We start from the raw sequence: 18827 nt of genomic DNA, 5'->3' as shown, positions 1-18827 counted from the left end.
GGAGGAGAATTCGTTTTGCCTACCTACGAGCACCCCACGCTGTTCATCGACGGCGGCTGGGTGAAACCGGCCGGCAGCGGCGTGATCGATGTCATCGATCCCGCAACCGAGAAGGTGATCGGTCACGTGCCCAACGGTTCCGCCGCGGACGTCGACGCTGCGGTTGACGCAGCGCGACGCGCATTCGACCCGCTGATCAGCGTGGACGAACGCCGCGATCGACTCCACCGCGTGATCGATGCGATGGAGAAACGTCTGCCCCACATCGCCCATCTCATCACCGCGGAGATGGGCGCCCCGGTGCGCATCGCTGCCACGGTTCAGACGCAGGTTCCGTTGGCGGTGGCCAAGGGGTTCGCCGACGCACTGGATGGCTTTGCATTCGAGGAGCGGATCGGCAACTCCCTGGTGCTGCGGGAACCATACGGGGTTGTCGGTGCCATCACACCGTGGAACTACCCGCTGTACCAGGTGGTCGCGAAGGTGCTGCCCGCTATCGCCGCGGGTTGCACCGTCGTGCTCAAGCCCAGCAACGACGCGCCCCTGTCGGTGTTCGCGTTTGTCGAGGCGTGCGAAGAGGCCGGGCTACCCCCCGGCGTCATCAACATCGTGTCGGGCCCGGGCCAGGTCATCGGTGAGCGCTTGGCCTCTCACCCCGACGTCGACTTCGTGTCCTTCACCGGGTCCACCGGTGTCGGATCGCGCGTCGGAGAATTGGCCGGTCAGTCGATCAAGAAGGTCGCCCTCGAGCTGGGTGGCAAATCGGCCAATGTGATCCTCGACGGAGCTGACGTGACCACCGCCGTGAAGGTCGGGGTCGGCAATGCGTTCCTCAACGGAGGCCAGACCTGTATGGCCTGGACCCGGATGCTGGTGCCGCAGAAGCATTATGGCGAGGCACTGGATCAGATCGAGACTGCCGTCGCCCGTTACACCGTGGGCGACCCTTGGGATCCCGCAACCCGCATCGGCCCGTCGGCCTCTCGGTCGCAGTTCAACACCGTCCGCGGCTTCATCGAGCGGGCCGCCAATGAGGGCGCCCGGCTGCTGACCGGCGGCGCCGAGCCTGTTCGAGACGAGGGATTCTTCCTCGCTCCAACAGTTTTCGCCGATGTCGATCCGGAATCCGAGCTCGGCCAGGAAGAGGTGTTCGGCCCCGTACTGGCAGTCATCCCCTACACCGACACCGACGATGCGCTGCGCATCGCCAACGGAACTCCCTACGGACTCTCGGGCGCGGTGTGGGCCGCCGACGACGAGACCGGGATCGCGTTCGCCCGCCAGGTACAGACCGGCCAACTCGATATCAATGGCGGGCCCTACAACCCGGCCGCACCGTTCGGCGGATACAAGAAATCCGGCATCGGGCGTGAACTGGGACGCTTCGGGCTCGAGGAATTCTTGCAGACGAAGTCCCTGCAACTGAGGGCGGGCGCATGACTTCACCGCTGGACGTCAATACGCAAGGCGCAGTTCAGGTCTGGACCATCACCTTGCCTGAGGTCGGCAACGCCATCACCGATCCGGCTGTCATCGCCGCATTCGAGCAGGCTGTGGACGCGGCGAACTGCGACACTGCCGTGTGCGCGATCGTGCTGACCGGCGCCGGGAAGATCTTCTCCGCCGGCGGCAACGTCAAGGACATGGCTGACGGCCGCGGCATGTTCGGGTTGGACGCCATTGACCAACGCCGGGCCTATATCGACGGAATCCAACGGATACCGCGAGCGCTTGGCCGTCTCGAAGTTCCTCTGATCGCGGCGGTCAACGGTGCGGCCATCGGCGCCGGGTGCGACCTGGCGATGATGTGCGACATTCGCATCGCCTCTGAGCGCGCCTCGTTCGCCGAAAGCTTCGTCCAGCTGGGCCTGATCCCCGGCGACGGCGGCACCTGGTTCTTGCCGCGTGCCGTCGGGTACGCACGGGCTGCAGAGTTGACCTTTACCGGCGACCGGATCGATGCCGGCACGGCACTCGAATGGGGTTTGGTCAGCCGTGTCGTGCCCCACGATGACCTGCTTACCGAAGCACGGACCTTGGCCGAACGCATCGCGGTCAACCCGCCGCACGCCCTGCGGATGGCCAAACGGCTTCTGCAGGAATCGATCTCCGGAACGCTGGAATCCACTCTGGCAATGGCCGCCGCAATGCAGCCGTTGGCTCACCACGACTCCGAGCACCAGCGCCGGATCGCGAAGTGGAGGACGACGTGACCACCGCGATGCCCCGGTTGGTACCACCGATCAGTAGCGACGCCCCCTCGGGCGCACTACGGGCGGAAGTACGGGCTTTCCTGGCTGATCAGCTGGCCGCCGGCGCGTTCCGCCCGTCGATCGATTCATGGTTGTGCGGATGGGATGAAGGCTTCACGTTGGCGTTGGCCACGCGCGGCTGGCTGGGCATGACCGTTCCCCAGCGATACGGCGGTCACGGTCGTTCCTTCCACGAGCGATTCGTCGTCACCGAGGAATTGCTGGCCGCGGGCGCTCCCGTTGCGGCACATTGGATCGCCGATCGGCAGATTGTGCCGTCGTTGCTCAAATACGGTACGGAGCACCAAAAGTCGCACTTCCTGCCACGCATCGTCGCTGGCGAGCACTTCTTCGCGATCGGGATGAGCGAACCGGATTCTGGATCCGACCTCGCCAGCGTGCGCACCCGCGCAACCCGGGTGGACGGCGGCTGGTCGCTCACCGGCACCAAGGTCTGGACTTCCGGAGCTCACCGCGCGCACGCGTTCATCGTGCTGGCCCGCACCGCCGCCGCGGATCCCGCGCACCGCCACGCCGGCCTGAGCCAATTCATCGTCGACTTGCGCGGTCCTGGCGTAGACGTCCGCCCCATCGTCTCGATGAACGGCGGCCATCACTTCAACGAGGTCATCCTCGAGGACGTCTTCGTCCCCGACGCGATGGTCTTCGGTGAGATCGGACAAGGTTGGACTCAGGTCACCTCGGAGCTGAGTTTCGAACGCAGTGGCCCCGAACGCTTCCTGTCGACCTTCCCGCTCCTCGCGCACGCGGTGGATACCACGGGCAACCCGCGAAGATCGGGTGATCGCGAACTCGGTCGCCTGGTGGCTCGCATCGCCGGGCTTCACCATATGTCGACTGCAGTGGCAGGCGCGTTGCAACGCGGAGAGAGCTGCGATGTGGCCGCTTCCGTCGTCAAGGTGTTGGGCACGACCGTCGAAGGTGACGTGGCGGACTTCGCCGACCTCGAAACCGAGTACGGTGCCACGCAATCCGTCGAATGGGTGGAACTGGTCGCCGATGCGGTCGATCAGCGTCCCGGCTTCACATTGCGCGGCGGAACCAACGAAGTGTTACGTGGCGTGATAGCACGCGGATTGGGCATTCGATGACGACAAGCCACCTTTCGACGAACGCAGCTCCAGCGGTCGACCCGGACCTGGTCGCGATGATCGACGCGGTCTTCGCCGACTACCACCGAAGCGGACCCTCGCACTCGACCGGCGGGCGCGCTGTTCTCGACCGCGCGCTGTGGCAGCGTCTCGAGTCCCTCGGTTTGGCGCGGCTGACGGGATCAGAGGAGTCAGACGGCAGTGGGGCGGGCTGGCATGAGGCTGCTGAACTACTCAGCGCTGCTGCACGCCACGGGATTCGCACGCCATTGGGCGAACACGACTTGTTGGCATGCTGGCTGTTGGAGACCCTCGGCGAAGTCGACGACGCCATCCGCACGGTGCATCTATCCCCGCGCGGTGGGCCCGATACACCCGTACCGTGGGGCGCCTCCGTCGATCGGATCGTGGTGGTGTGGTGGGCCGGCGACGAGTATCGCGTTGCCGAAGTCGAGCCCGCCGCGCTCTCCATCCGTGAGGGAGTCAATCTAATCGGCGAGCCCCGAGACACGGTCGGTGCTGAGCTCGCGGCGACAGCCGGGAAACCTATCGGTGCTGCGCTCGTGGAGAAACTTCAGCGTAAGTCGGCACTGCTCCGGGGGATTCAGGTGTGCGCGGCACTCGAACGGGCCGTGGAGATGTCCATCGAACACGTGACCGCCAGGGTGCAATTCGGGCGCCCGCTGGCCAAGTTCCAGGCGATCCAGAATCTCATCTCGGATGCCGCTGCCGAGGCCGCGCTCGCCCGGGCCGCCACCGAGGCGGCACTCGACGTGGCCGTCGCAACAGAATGGGACTCGGTGAACCTCGACTTCCTCATCGCCACCGCGCGTTCCTGCGCCGGCCACGCGGCGTCGGTGGTCTCCCGCAACGCCCACCAGGTGCACGGTGCGATCGGCACGACCCGGGAACATCGATTGCACGAATTCACCCGTGCGGCGCTGGCGTGGCGGTCCGAATACGGGTCGGTGCGCCACTGGGACGAGCAGGTCGCCGCCGCCGCAACCGCTGCGGGACCCGAGGGATTGTGGGCCCTGATCGCCGATAGTCGCTGACCGGGTCCCGGTGTTCCACTCAACGGTCATCAGCGGTGTAACTGGCGCCACATCCGGGGTTGACTCCTCGTCATGAGCAACGAGATCGCCTTGTCCGAGGTCCAGGAGTTCATCGCGGGGTTCTGGTATCACTACGACCAGGGCCACTTCAACGAAGTGGACGCCCGTATCGGCGACGAGATGCACTACCTGAGCCGTTCGGATTCCGGGAACTGCCCATTCGAGCATCTCCTCGCGGCCGAACTTCACGGCGGCGAGCAAACCCGCGCGTGGCTCATGGAGCACCGCAACGAGAACCCGTACCCGTGCCGCCACCACGCGACCAACATTTTCCGCACCGGTGTCGACGGTGACGTGACCTCGGTCCGGTTCTATCTGTTCGTCAACCAGATCACCAACAACGTTCCGTTCGCCGTTTCCAGCGGCGTCGTCGACGCCGGCATCCGCCGATCGAACGACGGCCTCGTGTTCACCTCGATGACGGTGATCCTCGACGCCGAGGATTCCGTGCCTCTCGCGCAGCACACCGCCAACACCTCCGCCAGCGCCCCCGCGTGAGCGCACGCGAGACCTTCGGCGGCGGAGTCGCCGTCATCACCGGCGCCGGCGCGGGAATCGGTGCGGGCCTGGCTCGTCAGGCGAGCCGGCTGGGCATGACGGTGGTGCTGGCCGATGTCGACGCCGCGGCGGTGGCGGCCCTTCGTGAAGAGCTCACTGCCGCAGGTGGTTCCGCGCTCGACGCGGTGTGCGATGTCAGCGACGCCGAGGCCGTGCAGGCTCTGGCCGACGACGTGTATCGCGATCTGGGCGACGTGCGACTGTTGATCAACAACGCCGGAATCGAACAGTTCGGCTACCTCTGGGACACCCCGGTCACCAACTGGCGGCGAGTGCTGGACATCAACGTCAGCGGGGTCTTCCACGGTATCCGCGCGTTTCTGCCCAAGATGATGGCTACCAGCTCACCTGCGTGGGTATGGAACCTGTCCTCGATCGGCGGGGTCGCGGTGGTTCCCCTGCAGGCGCCGTACATCGTGAGCAAGCATGCCGTGCTCGCGCTTACCGAGTGCTTGCATCTGGAAGTCCAGGCCGCCGGTCACGACCACCACGTTCACGTTCAAGCGGTACTGCCCGGCGCGGTGGTCTCCAATATCTTCGAGTCCGCCGGGGGCGTGCAATCCGGTGACACCAACGCTGCGGAGGCCCAGCGCACCGCCATGCTCGACATCAAGGCCGACGCGATGGACCCGCTGGCCGCTGCCGAAGCGGTGTTCGAGCAAGCCGCCGAAGGCCGGTTCTATCTGCTCACCCAACCCGACTACGTCGGGTCGGCGATGGCGGAGCGGGCACGCGTGTTGGCCAATCAAGAGGCTCCCCAGTTGCGCACGCAGCGTCGGTTCGACCCGATCGAGAACTGACATGCGCCTCCCCCAGCTCGACCGTGACGCCGCTGACCGGGTTGCGTCCTTCGGTGACGTCGCTCCGATGCGCGCCCGGGGATTGGCCGCCGTACGGGCCGGGCTCGAATCCGCACCGCGCCCCGACATGCAGCCAATGGCAAGCATCGACGAGTTGACGGTGCCGGGACCCGCCGGCCCGATCCCCCTTCGCCTGTACCGCCCTACTACCGAGTCTGGTTCTCCGGTGCTCGTCCACCTGCACGGCGGCGGGCTGGTGATGGGTTCCAACCATTCCTTCGAGCCGCTGGCGCGCGAGCTCGCCCACGCCAGCGGCGCTGCGGTCGCAGCCGTCGAATACCGGCTGGCGCCCGAGTCTCCGCCGCCGGCACAATTCGAGGACGCGTATGCGGCCACTGAGTGGATCAGCAGCCACGGCGACGACCTGGACCTGGACATCGGCCGGCTGGCTATCGTCGGCGACAGTGCAGGCGGTTCGCTGGCCGCCGCCGTGGCGCTCGCCGCCCGCGACCGCGGCGGACCACGGATCTGCGCGCAAGTGTTGCTCTACCCCGGTCTGGACAGAGATATGGGCGCACCGTCGATCACCTCGATGCCGGATGCTCCGATGCTGCGCCACGACGACATCGTGTATATGCACGAGTTGGTCGACGGCGGGGCCGGATCGCCCCACGATCCGTACCAGATCCCGGCCTATGCCAGCGATCTGGGCGGCCTGCCGCCGGCCATCGTCGTCACCGGGGAGTGCGACCCGATCCGGGATTGGGGGGAACGTTACGCACGCCGGTTGCGTGAGGCAGGTGTGCAGACCACGATGACGCGCTATCCCGGGGTGTACCACGGCTTCCTGATGCGCTCCGACACCACGGCACGCGGCCGCCTGGCAATCGCAGAAATCGGCGCATTGCTCCACGTGAAATTTGCGCATCGTCTTTCTGACAACGAATCTCCCGATCAACGGACGCCCACCCGATCATCCGTGCGGGCATTACCCACAATCGAATATCTCACCACTGAAGGAGAGCACCATGCTGACCGATGAGCGGCGTCTCGAACTGTCCGATGTCCTGCGTCCTGTCGCCCCGCCACGCGAGATCAGCGATGTCTACACCGAGGATCAGCGCCAGCGGCTGCTCAACGTCGTCCACGCCGAGGGCCCCTGGAATCTCATCATCGCTCAGCACTTCGCTTCGGCCGACGAATTGATGGCCACCATGAGCGGTGCGTTCCCCGAGGCGTTCACCCCATCCCTCGACCTGTTCCTGACCCCGACGTTCCGCGGGTATCTGGCCAACTACGGAACGGTCCTCTACCCCGAGTTACATGACTGCTTCTACAACGCCGACTTCATCGAGCATGCAAAAAGCTACTGGAACGCCCAGTACGCCAAGCCAGAGATGATGCTGTTCAACATCAATGGGCCGTGCGCCAATCGCGACCCAGGCCATTTAGACTCCCCCAGCTTCCGCGGGGTGCGCCATGAAAACGCCCCGACCTGGTTGTGCAGTGTGATGGGTAAGTCAGGGCTGTTCACGGAGTACCTGATCAAAATGGCACAGGTCATCACCTGGTTCTCGCTCGATGACGGCTCGGGCTTCACCTACTGGCCCGACGGTCCGCTCAAGCCCCCCGGCCGGGTCCTACCGCCCATCAACAATCGTGGCGTTGTCGTGCAGAACGAGATGATGATGCACCGCGGTGAGGCCAATGGACCGCTGAATCAACAGGTTCCGACCGGCCTGGCATTCGATACCGTGTTCGGCGGCGACCCTGCCGACCGCGACCACTGGCTGTTGAAGAACGGTGAGAACGTCATCGCCCGCCACCACACGAACGAGTTGCGGTTCCTCGTGCATTGGTCGGCTGAAGTGTTCGCTGACTTCGACGAGCTGAAAAAGAACATGGACGGATCCGACGACATCACGATCGAGCGGGCAATCGGCATGATGGTCGACGATCTCAAGGAAAAGGGCATCAAACTCGATGTGCCGGGCGAGCCGTTGCACGATCCACAGTTCATCGGAGCGCTCAACGCCGCTTACGATCTCGGCGGCCCGACCAGCTACCCAGATGAGGCGCCGGTGAGCGCCTTTCAGTTCGCCTGAGCACCCGGATGGAACGCTTCTCAGATCGCCGCGTGATTGTCACCGGCGCCGGATCGGGTATCGGCGCGGCGACGGTGGCCCGCCTGCTCGACGAAGGTGCCACGGTGGTGGCCTACGACATCTCCGTCGGCGGCTTGGCCGCCACCACTGCCTCCGCTGAAGATGCCGGCACGGCCAAGCGGCTGACAACCGCTGTCCTAGACATCTCCTGTGAAAGCGAGGTCACCGCCGCCGTGGACGCGGCCGTGGCCGAGTTGGGCGGGCTTGACGTCTTGGTGAATGTTGCTGCCATACAGACGTGTTCGCATACCCACGAGACCAGCCTCGATGAATGGAACCGCACACTAGCGGTCAATCTCACCGGCACCTTCCTCATGACACGTCAGGCGTTGCCGGCGCTGCTGGAATCGGGGCGTGGTGTCGTAGTCAACTTCACCTCAACCGCGGCCACCTTCGCCCATCCGTATATGGCGGCCTATGCCGCCAGCAAGGGCGGCATCCTCAGCTTCACCCACTCCTTGGCACTGGAGTATTCGAAGCAGGGCCTGCGCGCCGTCAACATACAACCCGGCGGAGTGTCAACCGCGCTGGCCAACAGCACTTTGGACAAGATGCCCGAGGGATACGACCTCGGATTGTGGACCAAGCAGACCCCGTTGGTGCACGGCGCTGAGAGCGAAATCCTGGGCGACCCGAGCGCGGTTGCGTCCGTGATCGCCATGGTTGCCTCCGACGATGGCGCGTTCATCACCGGCACCGAGATCCGTGTCGACGGCGGAGCGCACTCCTGAGCGGTGATAGGAACGAGCACATGAATTCAGATCCCCTGCTGCGCGATGAGCGCGCTATCGAGCGGGCGCTGATCCTCTTCGCGCGCGCAATGGACGATCGCGACTGGGCGACGATGGCCGGCATTCTCACCGCCGATGCGGAAGGAGATTTCGGGTCCGGACGCGTGGCAGGAAACGCGGCGATCATCGGCCTGATCCGTGGATATCTCGACAGCTGTGGGCCCACTCAGCATCTACTGGGAAATATCGTCATCGATGTCGACGGCGATATCGCGAGGAGCAAGGCCTACGTCCGCGACGTTCATCTGAACTCGACCGCCGACCCGTCGGTGCGCTTCTACACGCTGGGTGACTACCACGACACCTGGCGCCGAAGCGCCGATGGCAGCTGGCGCCTCGCTGAACGAATCAAAGCCAACCGGGGGTACGTCGGTCCCCTGGAAATCTTTGACAGCTAGGCGATCCCGTCCCAAACCGCGTACCGATCAGGTCTGTGGTGACCGAATCGGTAGGGCGCCGACGATCATGCGCATACCGGCCCGCAAGGCCGACCGCAATCGAGTGAAATCACCATCCGTCACCCAGTGGATGTAAGCATAGCGGCAGGTCTGAATCACTAACTGAGCGGGCAATTCTCGGGTGTACGCGTCAGTCCCAAGGTCGAACCGGCCCTCGAGAAAGTCGGTAATCGGGACGACGAGGTCTTGGCCCCAATCCAGCCAACGCAGCCGGTACTGGGGGTCGCCGATCACCAACGCCATGAAGGTGCGATCGATCTCGATTCGTCCACGTTTGGGCACCTCGGTGCTGAACGCCTTGACGAGAACATCAACGGTGTCGCCGTGTGATCCCGCATCGGCCAGCACCTGAATGCTCAGGCTGCCGAACTGTCGGAACAACGGCAAGATGACGTCTTCCTTAACCGGAAAGTGACGGTGAAACGTCCGCGGCGCGATGCCCACCGCGTCACAGATCCTCTCCACAGTCACCGACGTCGACCGATCGGCGAGAAACAACTCGCGCGCCGCCAACGCGATGTCCAGCCGCAGTTCCGCGGCGCGCCGTTCGGTCAACGTCGCCGGCCTACCCGCTACACCCACAGTTACGGCTCCTCCGGCCTGTCCAGCTCGTTCATCTTCATCGCGCTCACCGGCTCACCGACCTCCCGATGATCGGGAATCACTTAGTGACCTGCTTCTCTCCACGATTAGCGTCAACCTGTCAGATTCTGCCACATGTGCGGACTCTGACAGGCCCTTGCCCGATCGCAGCCCACCCAGGAGGAACCCCGTGACCACCGATGCCGAGGAACTCAACTACGACGACTACACCCACGAATTCATGGGCAAAGTGGGTAATATCCAAGACTTTTCGCGTGACTTCCTACTCGGCCTCGCGCGCGTCTTCGAGGACGTGTTGAACTTCGTGCCCCATGCGCACGTCAAGATCTACTCGGAAAAGGTGGGGATAAATACCGCCATGGATATCGCCGCTGAGGTCTCGCGGGCGGGCTTACGCCAGGTGATGCCGATGGGCCGCTTCATCGCTCCCCCGGGCTGGGACTGGAAGAACGCCCAGTACCAGGCCATCCCCTTCGATGTGCAGACCGAAGACCTCACCAAGCCCGCCTTGATCCGGCTCATCAAGACCTACTGGGACCAATACCTCAAGGGGCACAACTACTTCATCGATCAGTGGACAAAGATCATCCCTGAAGAAGAGGTCTGGCTCGGATTACCCGACATGTACCAGCTCATCATCGACTACCAGTATCCGAAGCTGGCCAAGGTCTTCAAGATCGAACCCGTGCATGTGGTCGATTTCCTCAAACTTGCGGTGCTGAGCATCGACGGCACCCTGGGGTATGGCGGTGAGTACATCGTTTACAACCCTGATCACGTCGTGTTGAACATGCGACGTTGCGAAGTACTCCAAAAATACACGGACGAAGGGCTGTATCCACCAGCACGGGCCTGGATGAACTGCACCTTCGAACAGCGGATCTCAGCACCGTTCTTTCCGGGCTGCAAGCTCGATATCAACCTGCCGCCCAAAGACTTCACGTTCGCTCAAGGCGAGCCATTCTGCGTGTGGACCTATACCCGAGGCGAAGAGAACCACCAAGCCGCGGCTGCCGCTCCGGACCCCCGCACCAGCGCGATGAAGAAGATCCCCCTCATGCCGGTGTCGTCCAAGTGAGGCCGGCCGGCTATGGGCTGTCTCGTTGTGCGACAAGGATGGTGGCGGGTCCGCTGGTTTGATCGGCGGGGAGGCGGAGGTCGGCCACGAGTCGCAATCCCGCCTCTTGCACTTGGGTGATGAGTTCTTCTGGCTGCCATTGGTAGGTGGTCCACTGGACCGGCACCCCGTTGTAGGCCTCGGTCCGCTCGACATCGTCGTCACCGACGTGGGTAGCAATGATCAGCTGACCGCCCGGACGTAAAGCCGCAGCAAAAGAGGCCAGAACTGCGGGCAGGACATTGCGCGGCAAGTTGAACAAGGACCACCAACCCAGGACTCCGCCCAGCGATGCCGCACGGAGGTCGAGGTCGGTCGCCGAGCCAACAGTGAACGCGCATTGGGGATGCAGGCGTCGCGCGTGGTCGATCATGCGTGGTGAAAGATCGACTCCTGAGACCTCAATACCGCGCTCGGCAAGATAGGCCGTGACCGTTCCTGGCCCGCAGCCGACGTCGAGGACAGGGCCTATCGGCGCGACTGCGCCCGCGAATGCGTCCATCGCCGCTTTGAGCCACGGGTGGGTGCCGATGTCCCCGATGCCCGTGGTCGTCACCATCTCGACGTAGTTGTCAGCTACGCGGTCATACGAGTCGCGAACGGCATCAAGATCGGCAGGTCGCGGCGGCGGTCGCGGACTCATTCCAGTCACGATAGTGCTGGCCGCTGACACTTGATCGGCACTGGTGGCACCGCGACGAGGGGCAAATACCGCCGCAAGGTCTTGTTGGCCACCGGTCAGCCCCGCCGTATACATCGAGAACTTCGTTGAGTGGCTCGTTCATCCCGCCGCCCAATGGCACTTCATTTTTGATTGTGCACTTGTAAATTACATGCGGTGCCCGTGACCGCGGACCATGACGACACCCCCACAGCGCAGTCGAGGAGCCGTGAGATGCAGCTGAGTTGGCTCGGTGTAGTGATCGCAATCGTCGCCGGGATGGCGATTGCCGGTGTGTGGTACGGAAAGCTCTTCGCGACCACATGGTGGGACCTGACCGGCCTCACTGCCGAACAATCCAAAGCAGCCAGCAGACGGAACATGGCTCAATTACTTGTCGCCAATACGGTGACTGCGGTGGGGCTGGCAGTCGCCATCGCGGTCACTTTCGCCGCCGCCGGCCACCGCTCTGCGTGGCTCGCGCTTCTCGTCGGCGCCACAGCCTGGCTGGCCTTCTCGGCCACAACATTGCTCCAACACAACGCATTTGAGCTGAAGCCGCCGCGGCTGACCATCATCAACAGCGCCTATCAACTCACGCTGTTCCTTGCAATGGCTCTCGCGATCGGACTGTTCTAGACGGGACTAACCCTGGCTGTGCATCTGCCGCGCAAGGCTCGCCCCGATGCCGCGGCCGGCGCCGGCGATCATGACGACTTTCGCGCAGAGCTCGGTTCGCCGGCGGATCACAGAACACCCCCGAGCAGCCAGCTGCTGATCACGGCGAAGTCAGCACCAGTCAGGCCTGAACTCGGATCGACCCGGTGAAGCAATGCTGGTCCTTTGTGATGCGTATCGACCCATGTACGGTCGACGTCTGAGATTTCGTCGTCGAGCCAGACGAAGCGACGCCCACGGGCAGCTGCAACCAACGCCGCCGTCTTCCAATGCAGGGTGCCGACCGGATCCTCCAGCGGCGCTTCGGGCAGATCAGCCACAGGCAGAGGCGGAAGTCCGAGGAGCGGCGCGATCACCTCGTTGGCATCGTGCATCCAGGCCGTGGCCCAGATCAGATCGCAGTCAAGGCCCAGCAGATGTCTACCGTGCGTGCGGTCGATTCGCGCCAGTTGCGGATTGCGGTGGCTCTGCCATTCCCGCCAATCGACCAGCGCCGGATCGAGCTTTTTCCCGCCGCCCGGTAGCAGGGTGCCGTCAACATCCAGAAATAGCAGCGCGCGTTCGGCCACCACCACAACCTATCGGCAGGCCGCTTGCGGCGGCGACAAACGGCCGACGTCGAACCATTCAGGGTGGGCCGCGCCAGAAGCGAACCGGATAACTTGATTTGGCCGACCACGTGGATCAGTCCGGTGCCCCTCGGCTGATGACCCGCAGCACCTGATCCGGTCGGTGGCCTGGCCAGAAGGCGTGCAATGCCCAGGTAGCACCCGCAGCTGCCAACCCGGCGAGATCGTCACCCGGCTGCGCCGCCACCGCAATATCGAAGCCTGCGCAGCTTCCTCCCCGTACCTGCTCGATGGCATCTGCAATACGCGCGACTCTCATGGCATCCGCTCCGAGCGGGAAGATGCCGTCGTAGCGAGCGGCCCGGTCGATCGGTCTACCGGCGGCGCGTGCGGTACCAAACCACAGCGGGATCCGTGGCTGTTGAACCGGGCCGGGCATCGCCTCCACCGCTTCGATGACCACTGCCCTTCGGGAAGTCACCGTTTGACCAGCCCACAGAGCCGTCAGCACAGCGGTACCGTCATCGAGCACCTGACCGAGTCGGCGCGCGTCGCTATCCTCGCCGAACGCCGAGTACTCCCGCGCGATGTCGCCGCCAGTGCCCAACCCCACAATGAGACGTCCCCGGCTCAGCCGATCCAGGGTCACCGTCTCACGCGCCAGCTTGAGCACGCGTCGCCGTGGTAACGGAGTCACCATGGGGCCCAATCGAATCCGCTCTGTCACCATCGCCGCCGCGGCCAGTGCGATCCAAGGATCAGCGATCTCCCACCGCCCCTCGACCGGACTCAACACGTGATCCCACACAAACAGCCCGTCCCACCCGGCCTGTTCGGTTGCAGCAGCGATGTCTGCGATCGCAGACGGATCGGACAAAGCGCCGAACAACGGCAGATAGATCGCGTGACGCATCAGCCCACCGTAACCATGGGCCTCCAGCCCGCCAGGCCAACCGCCCTGGACTGTGGGGCCAAAAATCATGACGCCGGTGCATCAAACGCAGGGTGGTCCAGTCCGAGCGCGGACGCTACTGTGGTGTGGGTACAGATCGTCTCCGTCGAGCGCCGCGCACTGCTGCGTCGCAGGCCTGCTTGAGGCCCGTGGCACCGACCGCGAGCGCGAAAGCCATCAGTCGAAATGGGGATAGACCGATGCGTGGCATTGCGATCCTGGATTCCGCCAATCTCGATCAATTCCACGCGTGGGACGGCGCCAATGGCATCTTCTGGTCCGACCGGGCTGACAGATTCGATCAAGGCATGGCCGCGTATCACCCAGAACTTCTCAACGCCGCGGGTATTCACGATGATTCGGCGGTTCTCGATATCGGTTGCGGGGCCGGACAGGTCACCCGCGATGCCGCACGGATCGCCCACCGCGGCTCGGCACTAGGGGTCGACCTATCTTCGCCACTGCTGGAGCTCGCCACCACGCGTGCCGCAGCAGAAGCGCTGAGCAATGTGTCGTTCGTTCAGGCAGACGCACAGGTGTATGACTTTGGCGAATCTCGATTCGACACCGCGGTGAGCCGGCACGGGACCATGTTCTTCGGCATCCCGACCAAGGCCTTTTCCAACATCGCACGCGCACTCCGGCCAGCTGGGCGACTCGTCCAGTTGGTGTGGCAACCACTCGACCGCAATGAGGGCATCCGTACGTTCCGCACCATCTCTGCAGGCGGACGCGACCTCCCGGTTCCTTCGCCGAGCTCGCCGAACCCGTTCTCGCTCAGTGACCCGATCCGTGTACGTCAAATCCTGGGCGACGTCGGCTTTGTCGACATCGAGATGACGGCACTGCATGCACCGATGTTCTACGGACGTGATGTCGACGACGCCTTCGATTTCATCGCCGCCCAATCGGCATCCGCGTTCGCCGAGCTGGACGACCGATCGCGCCGCCGCGCACTAGAGACGTTGCGTGCCAACATCTCCGACCATCTCACCGATGAAGGCGTGTTCTACGACGCCGCGCACTGGCTGATCCAGGCGCAACGGCGCTGACTGAGCGCAGCTCCCAGGATCTAGCACCTCCGCCTCCAACTTCCAGTTCACCGATCCAGGCAACGGCCGAAGGAGTGTCAGCATGCGCGCAAAACCACAGGTCCTCGTCGGGGCGTAGCCGGACACGGCGCCGAAAAATCCACGTGCTGATTGCCGTCACTCACCGGTAGAGTCAGGCCCTCGTGGGGGTCAAATTGGGATGCATTCTGGCACTGCGGGTCTCTACGCTCAGCACGATGACCTTGGCCGGACGATGACCTCGTATTCGATGGCCCCGACACACCTGTCGGTCCATCAAGCAGCAATGATCAATGACCTGGACCGCACGGTCGACTGGCGGCGGCTGGTGCGGGCGGGTCGCGGTGTCGTGGTCCTCGCGATGCTCGCGATGGCGCTGGGCGCGGCGCTTCAAGCGTTGAGTGCCATCGTTATCGGGCGGCTTGCCGCCGACCCGTTGTGGTCCACGGTCGCAGTGTTGGCGGGATGTTTGATTGGGAGCGCCGTCGCCGACACCACGGGCCGGACAGTCTGGGCGGCGATGGCCGATCGTGCAGAAGGCAGACTGCGCGGCGATCTCTTGGCCGCTGCATGGCGGCAGCCGCTAGCGCGGCTGTCTGAGCAGGCCGTCGGTGAGGTCATCGATCGGGTGGATGACGACGCTCGAGCGGTCGGCGGGCTCGCGCGCCACCAGGTGTGGGATGCGGTGCGCACGTTGACTTATGCGGTACCGATGTGGATCGTTGCTGGATCGACATGGTGGCCGGCGTGGATCACTTTCCCGGTGGCGGGGCCTCTCATCGTGCTGATCGTCCGACCGCTGCTGCGGGAACTGAACGACCGAAGAGTGGCGGAGGAGGCCGCCTGGACTGAGCACACTGCCGTTGTCGAAGAGGCCATCGCCGCGCGCGATGATCTGCGGACCAGCCTCGGCCAGGCGTACGTCCTGCGGCGAGTGGCGGAGTTGTCAGGCGTTGTCCACCGACGGTTCCGAGCTGCCGTCGCGGTCGAATCACGGATCACCATTCGTGCCGGCGGCGTACTTCAGGCACTACTTGCTGGTGTTGTGCTCACTGGCGTCGCCTTGGTTACCGACAGCCATCTGGGCGTCGCTGAGCTGGTGACCCTGGTGCTGGTAAGTGCGGCGCTAGTCGGAGAGATCTCCGGCCTCGCCCGCCAATTACCTGACCTTCAAGCCGGCATGGGTGCAGTCATCCGGCTGCGGCAGTTCCTCGCCGCCGAATCCGAACCCGTCGGCGGCAGGCCAGTTCCCGATGGCCCCATCGACATCGTGTTCGACAACCTACATTTCTCCTACGCGGAGGGCGCTTTCGCACTCGGCGGAATTGCGCTGCGTATCCCGGCCGGCACGACATGCGGCATCGTGGGGCGAACCGGCTCTGGGAAGTCAACACTGGCGGCGCTGGTCTCCCGCGCAGTGGAGCCAGAGCCCGGCTCCCTGTACATCGGTGGGATAGACATCCGCGACCTGGACCTCCACTGCTTGCGCGCAGCGGTCGGGGTGGTCACCCAGCGCACCGAGATCATCGCTGCAACTCTGGCAGATAACATTGCCCTCTACGCCGACCTTCCGCGTGAGCGCGTGCAGGCGGCGATCAACGAACTGGACCTGACCGATTGGGTCAACGGCCTGCCCGATGGACTCGACACCAAACTCGGGCCCGGTGGCACCACACTGTCAGCAGGCGAGGAGCAGCTCGTCGCCTTCGCGCGGCTGCTGGTTCGCGACGTCGACGTGGTGATCTTGGATGAAGCAACCGCACGAATGGACCCCCTTACCGAAAAGCGAATGATCCGAGCCGCAGACCGCTTGTTGGCCAAGCGAACGGGCATCGTGATCGCGCACCGGCTTTCGACCGTCGCGCGTGCTGACCGGGTCGTCGTCCTTGACCATGGCCGCATCGCCGATTCGGGCACACTCTCGGAATTGCAGTCACGGCCAGGCCCGTTTCGGCGGCTCCTCGATGCGTCTGGAGCCGAGGTGACCCCAGTCGACGCACGGTCAGCCATCGATGAGCACTCCTCGACAATCAGCGGGGCCCGCCGGCACGGACCGCCCACCGGCCAGGCTGAGGTCGAATCGGGGCCCAGCCTGGCCCGCGGCATCACACGTGTGGTGCTGGCCTACCCGCGCTGGGGACTGTTCGGCAGTGTGGTCTTTCTCCTCACCTGGTTGGTCGGCAACCCCGCTAACGTCGTCACCGGCTACCTCTGGGGACATACCGTCCAAACCCTGCAGAGCGGCACCGCCCCAGTACTGCTGACGCTCGCTACCGCAATCACTATCGCAGTGCAGCCCTTCCTGCTGGCCTGGGCGGTCCGTTGCTACTCACCCTGGTGGGCGGTGTGCGTGCTGCAAATCCGGATGGCTGTGCTCACCGCCCAAACCCGACAGCGGCGACTGGCCCGCACACCACCTGGGGAGGTGGTGGCCCGACTGCTAGATGCCGACCGATTCCTTCGCTACGCGGACCGTTGGAACGAAGTCATCAGCGCGGTGTTGATCGTGGCCATCACATCACTGCTCAGCGGGACACTGATCGCGGGCGCCATTCTGCTGGCAGTGATGCTCGCCTCGGCATCCGCTTCGGTGGCCGGCAGGTCCATCGCTGGCCGGTCGGCCGCAGCCGCGTCGGCATCGCGCGCCGCATTCGGATCGGCATTGGCCGCAACCCTGGAGTGCGTCCGCACGATCAAGCTCGCTGCAGCCACCAACGACGTACACGCACACCTCATTCGGGTCGATAAGGATCGTGTCGACGCAGCAGTACGAGAGCACCGCGTAGAGACAATCCTCGCGCTCGTGCCAATAGTGACCGTGCATCTGGGCGTCCTGACAGCCTGGGCGGTGTACCTCAGCGGCGGCTGGAGCCTGGCTTCAGCGCTGCTCGTCTCCGGTGCGGTCTTCGGGTTTGACTACTTCGGCAGTGTCGTTGCCGCTGCTGTCACCGAAGCACCCGGGACGCGGGCGTGGCAGCAGGCCACCAGCCGGTTCGCCGGCGGAGCTGATCTGATGGACATCCCACCGGGCATCAACCTACTGACCGGAACCGCCCCGCCACCCACCCCAGCTTCCCGAAAGCCGCTGCAACGGCTGGAATTGCACAACCTCAGTGCCATTCACGATGACGGCACTCGCGGCATCGCCGGCGTCGACCTCACCATCGAGGCGGGCGAGCTGGTACTGCTGCTCGGACAGATTGGATCGGGCAAGTCCAGCTTGTTGGCAGCACTATGCGGATTGGTTCACCACACCGGCGAGATCCGCTGGAACGGCGCCCCCGTCGCCGATCCCCAAACATTCCTGCGCCCCGGACAAGTCGCCTACGTTGCCCAGGTGCCGCGCGTACTGTCGGGAAGCTTCGCCGACAACATCGCTATGGACCACCACGATCGGCAAGTCGCCTCGGCGATCAGCCACGCCTGCCTGGCAGACGATGTCGAAGCAGCCGGCGGCGTCAGTGCACTCATCGGTCACCGCGGGGTGAGACTCTCAGGCGGCCAGGTCCAGCGGCTGGCGCTGGCCCGGGCACTCGCGACCGAGTCAGAACTCCTTGTGGCCGACGATATTTCGAGTGCCTTGGATGCGACCACCGAGGTCCAGCTGTGGGCAAATCTGCGCGCACAACACGCGACAGTCGTCGGCGCCACGTCTAAGCAGGCCGCCCTGGCCAATGCCGACAGAGTGGTCGTTCTCGTCCGCGGCCAAATCGCGGCCATCGGACCATGGTCGGATCTCGCCGATACCTGGAATCACCTGGCTGGCTGAACGTCTAGTGTCCCTGCGGCCGCACCTGATGCGCGCTCAACCCTTATCGCCGGGTCAACCAACACTTGGCATCTCGTGGAGGCTTGTTAGTCCTCGTCGCGAAAATCCAGCTCAAGAGAGCTTTACGACGCGCCACCGATCATTGGTCGCGCCCCCG

The 18827-nt window shown here is 64.3% G+C and carries 18 protein-coding genes; 14 read left to right on the top strand and 4 right to left on the bottom strand.

From position 1 onward, the window contains the following. Positions 1-15 precede the first annotated feature (15 nt). The 10 genes from G6N38_RS24980 (at position 16) to G6N38_RS24935 (ending at position 9191) form a co-directional block, all read left to right on the top strand. On the top strand, positions 16-1440 hold the full coding sequence (locus G6N38_RS24980; RefSeq protein WP_163750707.1) for an aldehyde dehydrogenase family protein: 1425 nt from the start codon (positions 16-18) through the stop codon (positions 1438-1440). Beyond that, on the top strand, positions 1437-2213 hold the full coding sequence (locus G6N38_RS24975; RefSeq protein WP_163750705.1) for a crotonase/enoyl-CoA hydratase family protein: 777 nt from the start codon (positions 1437-1439) through the stop codon (positions 2211-2213). The genes G6N38_RS24980 and G6N38_RS24975 overlap by 4 nt, the downstream gene beginning before the upstream one ends. A gap of 8 nt (positions 2214-2221) precedes the next feature. Further along, positions 2222-3364 carry an acyl-CoA dehydrogenase family protein gene (locus G6N38_RS24970; protein WP_163752368.1) on the top strand — a complete coding sequence of 381 codons (1143 nt, stop codon included), beginning with the start codon at positions 2222-2224 and terminating at the stop codon, positions 3362-3364. After that, a complete protein-coding gene (locus tag G6N38_RS24965) occupies positions 3361-4419 on the top strand; it encodes an acyl-CoA dehydrogenase family protein (RefSeq protein ID WP_246227425.1) in 1059 nt (352 codons plus the stop codon). The genes G6N38_RS24970 and G6N38_RS24965 overlap by 4 nt, the downstream gene beginning before the upstream one ends. A gap of 72 nt (positions 4420-4491) precedes the next feature. After that, positions 4492-4977 (top strand): nuclear transport factor 2 family protein, encoded by a 486-nt coding sequence (locus G6N38_RS24960; protein ID WP_163750703.1) that lies wholly within the window; start codon positions 4492-4494, stop codon positions 4975-4977. Next, positions 4974-5837: an SDR family NAD(P)-dependent oxidoreductase gene (locus G6N38_RS24955; protein ID WP_163750702.1), complete on the top strand. Its 864-nt coding sequence runs from the start codon at positions 4974-4976 to the stop codon at positions 5835-5837. Before G6N38_RS24960 ends, G6N38_RS24955 begins: the two co-directional genes overlap by 4 nt. Position 5838: 1 nt before the next feature. Beyond that, entirely contained in the window at positions 5839-6879 is a 1041-nt protein-coding gene (locus tag G6N38_RS24950; RefSeq protein ID WP_163750699.1) for an alpha/beta hydrolase, read from the top strand. Then, complete coding sequence (locus tag G6N38_RS24945; protein ID WP_163750698.1) at positions 6866-7942, top strand: hypothetical protein; 1077 nt, start codon at positions 6866-6868, stop codon at positions 7940-7942. Before G6N38_RS24950 ends, G6N38_RS24945 begins: the two co-directional genes overlap by 14 nt. 8 nt (positions 7943-7950) lie before the next feature. Further along, positions 7951-8733 (top strand): SDR family NAD(P)-dependent oxidoreductase, encoded by a 783-nt coding sequence (locus G6N38_RS24940; RefSeq protein WP_163750696.1) that lies wholly within the window; start codon positions 7951-7953, stop codon positions 8731-8733. A 20-nt stretch (positions 8734-8753) separates the two neighbouring features. Further along, entirely contained in the window at positions 8754-9191 is a 438-nt protein-coding gene (locus G6N38_RS24935; protein WP_163750694.1) for a nuclear transport factor 2 family protein, read from the top strand. A 27-nt stretch (positions 9192-9218) separates the two neighbouring features. Here the strand turns inward: G6N38_RS24935 and G6N38_RS24930 are convergent, their stop codons facing one another. Beyond that, entirely contained in the window at positions 9219-9833 is a 615-nt protein-coding gene (locus G6N38_RS24930) for a TetR/AcrR family transcriptional regulator (protein WP_246227424.1), read from the bottom strand. Between the two features lie 190 nt (positions 9834-10023). Here G6N38_RS24930 and G6N38_RS24925 point away from each other — a divergent pair, with 190 nt between their 5' ends. Then, on the top strand, positions 10024-10932 hold the full coding sequence (locus G6N38_RS24925) for a hypothetical protein (protein ID WP_163750692.1): 909 nt from the start codon (positions 10024-10026) through the stop codon (positions 10930-10932). 10 nt (positions 10933-10942) lie between these two features. Here the strand turns inward: G6N38_RS24925 and G6N38_RS24920 are convergent, their stop codons facing one another. Then, a complete protein-coding gene (locus G6N38_RS24920) occupies positions 10943-11614 on the bottom strand; it encodes a class I SAM-dependent methyltransferase (RefSeq protein ID WP_163750691.1) in 672 nt (223 codons plus the stop codon). 297 nt (positions 11615-11911) lie between these two features. Between G6N38_RS24920 and G6N38_RS24915 the strand changes: the two genes are divergently transcribed. Continuing rightward, complete coding sequence (locus G6N38_RS24915; protein ID WP_246227423.1) at positions 11912-12271, top strand: DUF1761 domain-containing protein; 360 nt, start codon at positions 11912-11914, stop codon at positions 12269-12271. 107 nt (positions 12272-12378) lie between these two features. Here the strand turns inward: G6N38_RS24915 and G6N38_RS24910 are convergent, their stop codons facing one another. Continuing rightward, positions 12379-12879: an HAD domain-containing protein gene (locus G6N38_RS24910; protein WP_197748105.1), complete on the bottom strand. Its 501-nt coding sequence runs from the start codon at positions 12877-12879 to the stop codon at positions 12379-12381. A 115-nt stretch (positions 12880-12994) separates the two neighbouring features. Next, entirely contained in the window at positions 12995-13792 is a 798-nt protein-coding gene (locus tag G6N38_RS24905; protein ID WP_246227421.1) for an LLM class flavin-dependent oxidoreductase, read from the bottom strand. A 239-nt stretch (positions 13793-14031) separates the two neighbouring features. On the opposite strand from G6N38_RS24905, the gene G6N38_RS24900 reads away from it, so the two are divergent. Together G6N38_RS24900 and G6N38_RS24895 are read left to right on the top strand one after the other, a co-directional pair. Further along, positions 14032-14883, top strand: a complete 852-nt coding sequence (locus G6N38_RS24900) for a class I SAM-dependent methyltransferase (protein WP_163750686.1) — start codon at positions 14032-14034, stop codon at positions 14881-14883. 304 nt (positions 14884-15187) lie between these two features. Then, entirely contained in the window at positions 15188-18670 is a 3483-nt protein-coding gene (locus tag G6N38_RS24895; RefSeq protein WP_220101372.1) for an ATP-binding cassette domain-containing protein, read from the top strand. Positions 18671-18827 lie beyond the last annotated feature (157 nt).

It is taken from the genome of Mycolicibacterium helvum (assembly GCF_010731895.1).
GTDB lineage: Bacteria > Actinomycetota > Actinomycetes > Mycobacteriales > Mycobacteriaceae > Mycobacterium > Mycobacterium helvum.
Note: the sequence above shows the minus strand (reverse complement) of the source record. Positions and strands in the feature narration are given on the sequence as shown.

What these genes read in the sequence shown, in the direction of transcription:
- G6N38_RS24895 (WP_220101372.1), top strand. Translation starts at nt 15,188, where the DNA reads ATGATCAATGACCTGGACCGCACGGTCGACTGGCGGCGGCTGGTGCGG.
- G6N38_RS24950 (WP_163750699.1), top strand. Translation starts at nt 5,839, where the DNA reads ATGCGCCTCCCCCAGCTCGACCGTGACGCCGCTGACCGGGTTGCGTCC.
- G6N38_RS24935 (WP_163750694.1), top strand. Translation starts at nt 8,754, where the DNA reads ATGAATTCAGATCCCCTGCTGCGCGATGAGCGCGCTATCGAGCGGGCG.
- G6N38_RS24920 (WP_163750691.1), bottom strand. Translation starts at nt 11,614, where the DNA reads ATGAGTCCGCGACCGCCGCCGCGACCTGCCGATCTTGATGCCGTTCGC.
- G6N38_RS24900 (WP_163750686.1), top strand. Translation starts at nt 14,032, where the DNA reads ATGCGTGGCATTGCGATCCTGGATTCCGCCAATCTCGATCAATTCCAC.
- G6N38_RS24965 (WP_246227425.1), top strand. Translation starts at nt 3,361, where the DNA reads ATGACGACAAGCCACCTTTCGACGAACGCAGCTCCAGCGGTCGACCCG.
- G6N38_RS24940 (WP_163750696.1), top strand. Translation starts at nt 7,951, where the DNA reads ATGGAACGCTTCTCAGATCGCCGCGTGATTGTCACCGGCGCCGGATCG.
- G6N38_RS24975 (WP_163750705.1), top strand. Translation starts at nt 1,437, where the DNA reads ATGACTTCACCGCTGGACGTCAATACGCAAGGCGCAGTTCAGGTCTGG.
- G6N38_RS24945 (WP_163750698.1), top strand. Translation starts at nt 6,866, where the DNA reads ATGCTGACCGATGAGCGGCGTCTCGAACTGTCCGATGTCCTGCGTCCT.
- G6N38_RS24970 (WP_163752368.1), top strand. Translation starts at nt 2,222, where the DNA reads ATGCCCCGGTTGGTACCACCGATCAGTAGCGACGCCCCCTCGGGCGCA.
- G6N38_RS24915 (WP_246227423.1), top strand. Translation starts at nt 11,912, where the DNA reads ATGGCGATTGCCGGTGTGTGGTACGGAAAGCTCTTCGCGACCACATGG.
- G6N38_RS24960 (WP_163750703.1), top strand. Translation starts at nt 4,492, where the DNA reads ATGAGCAACGAGATCGCCTTGTCCGAGGTCCAGGAGTTCATCGCGGGG.
- G6N38_RS24905 (WP_246227421.1), bottom strand. Translation starts at nt 13,792, where the DNA reads ATGCGTCACGCGATCTATCTGCCGTTGTTCGGCGCTTTGTCCGATCCG.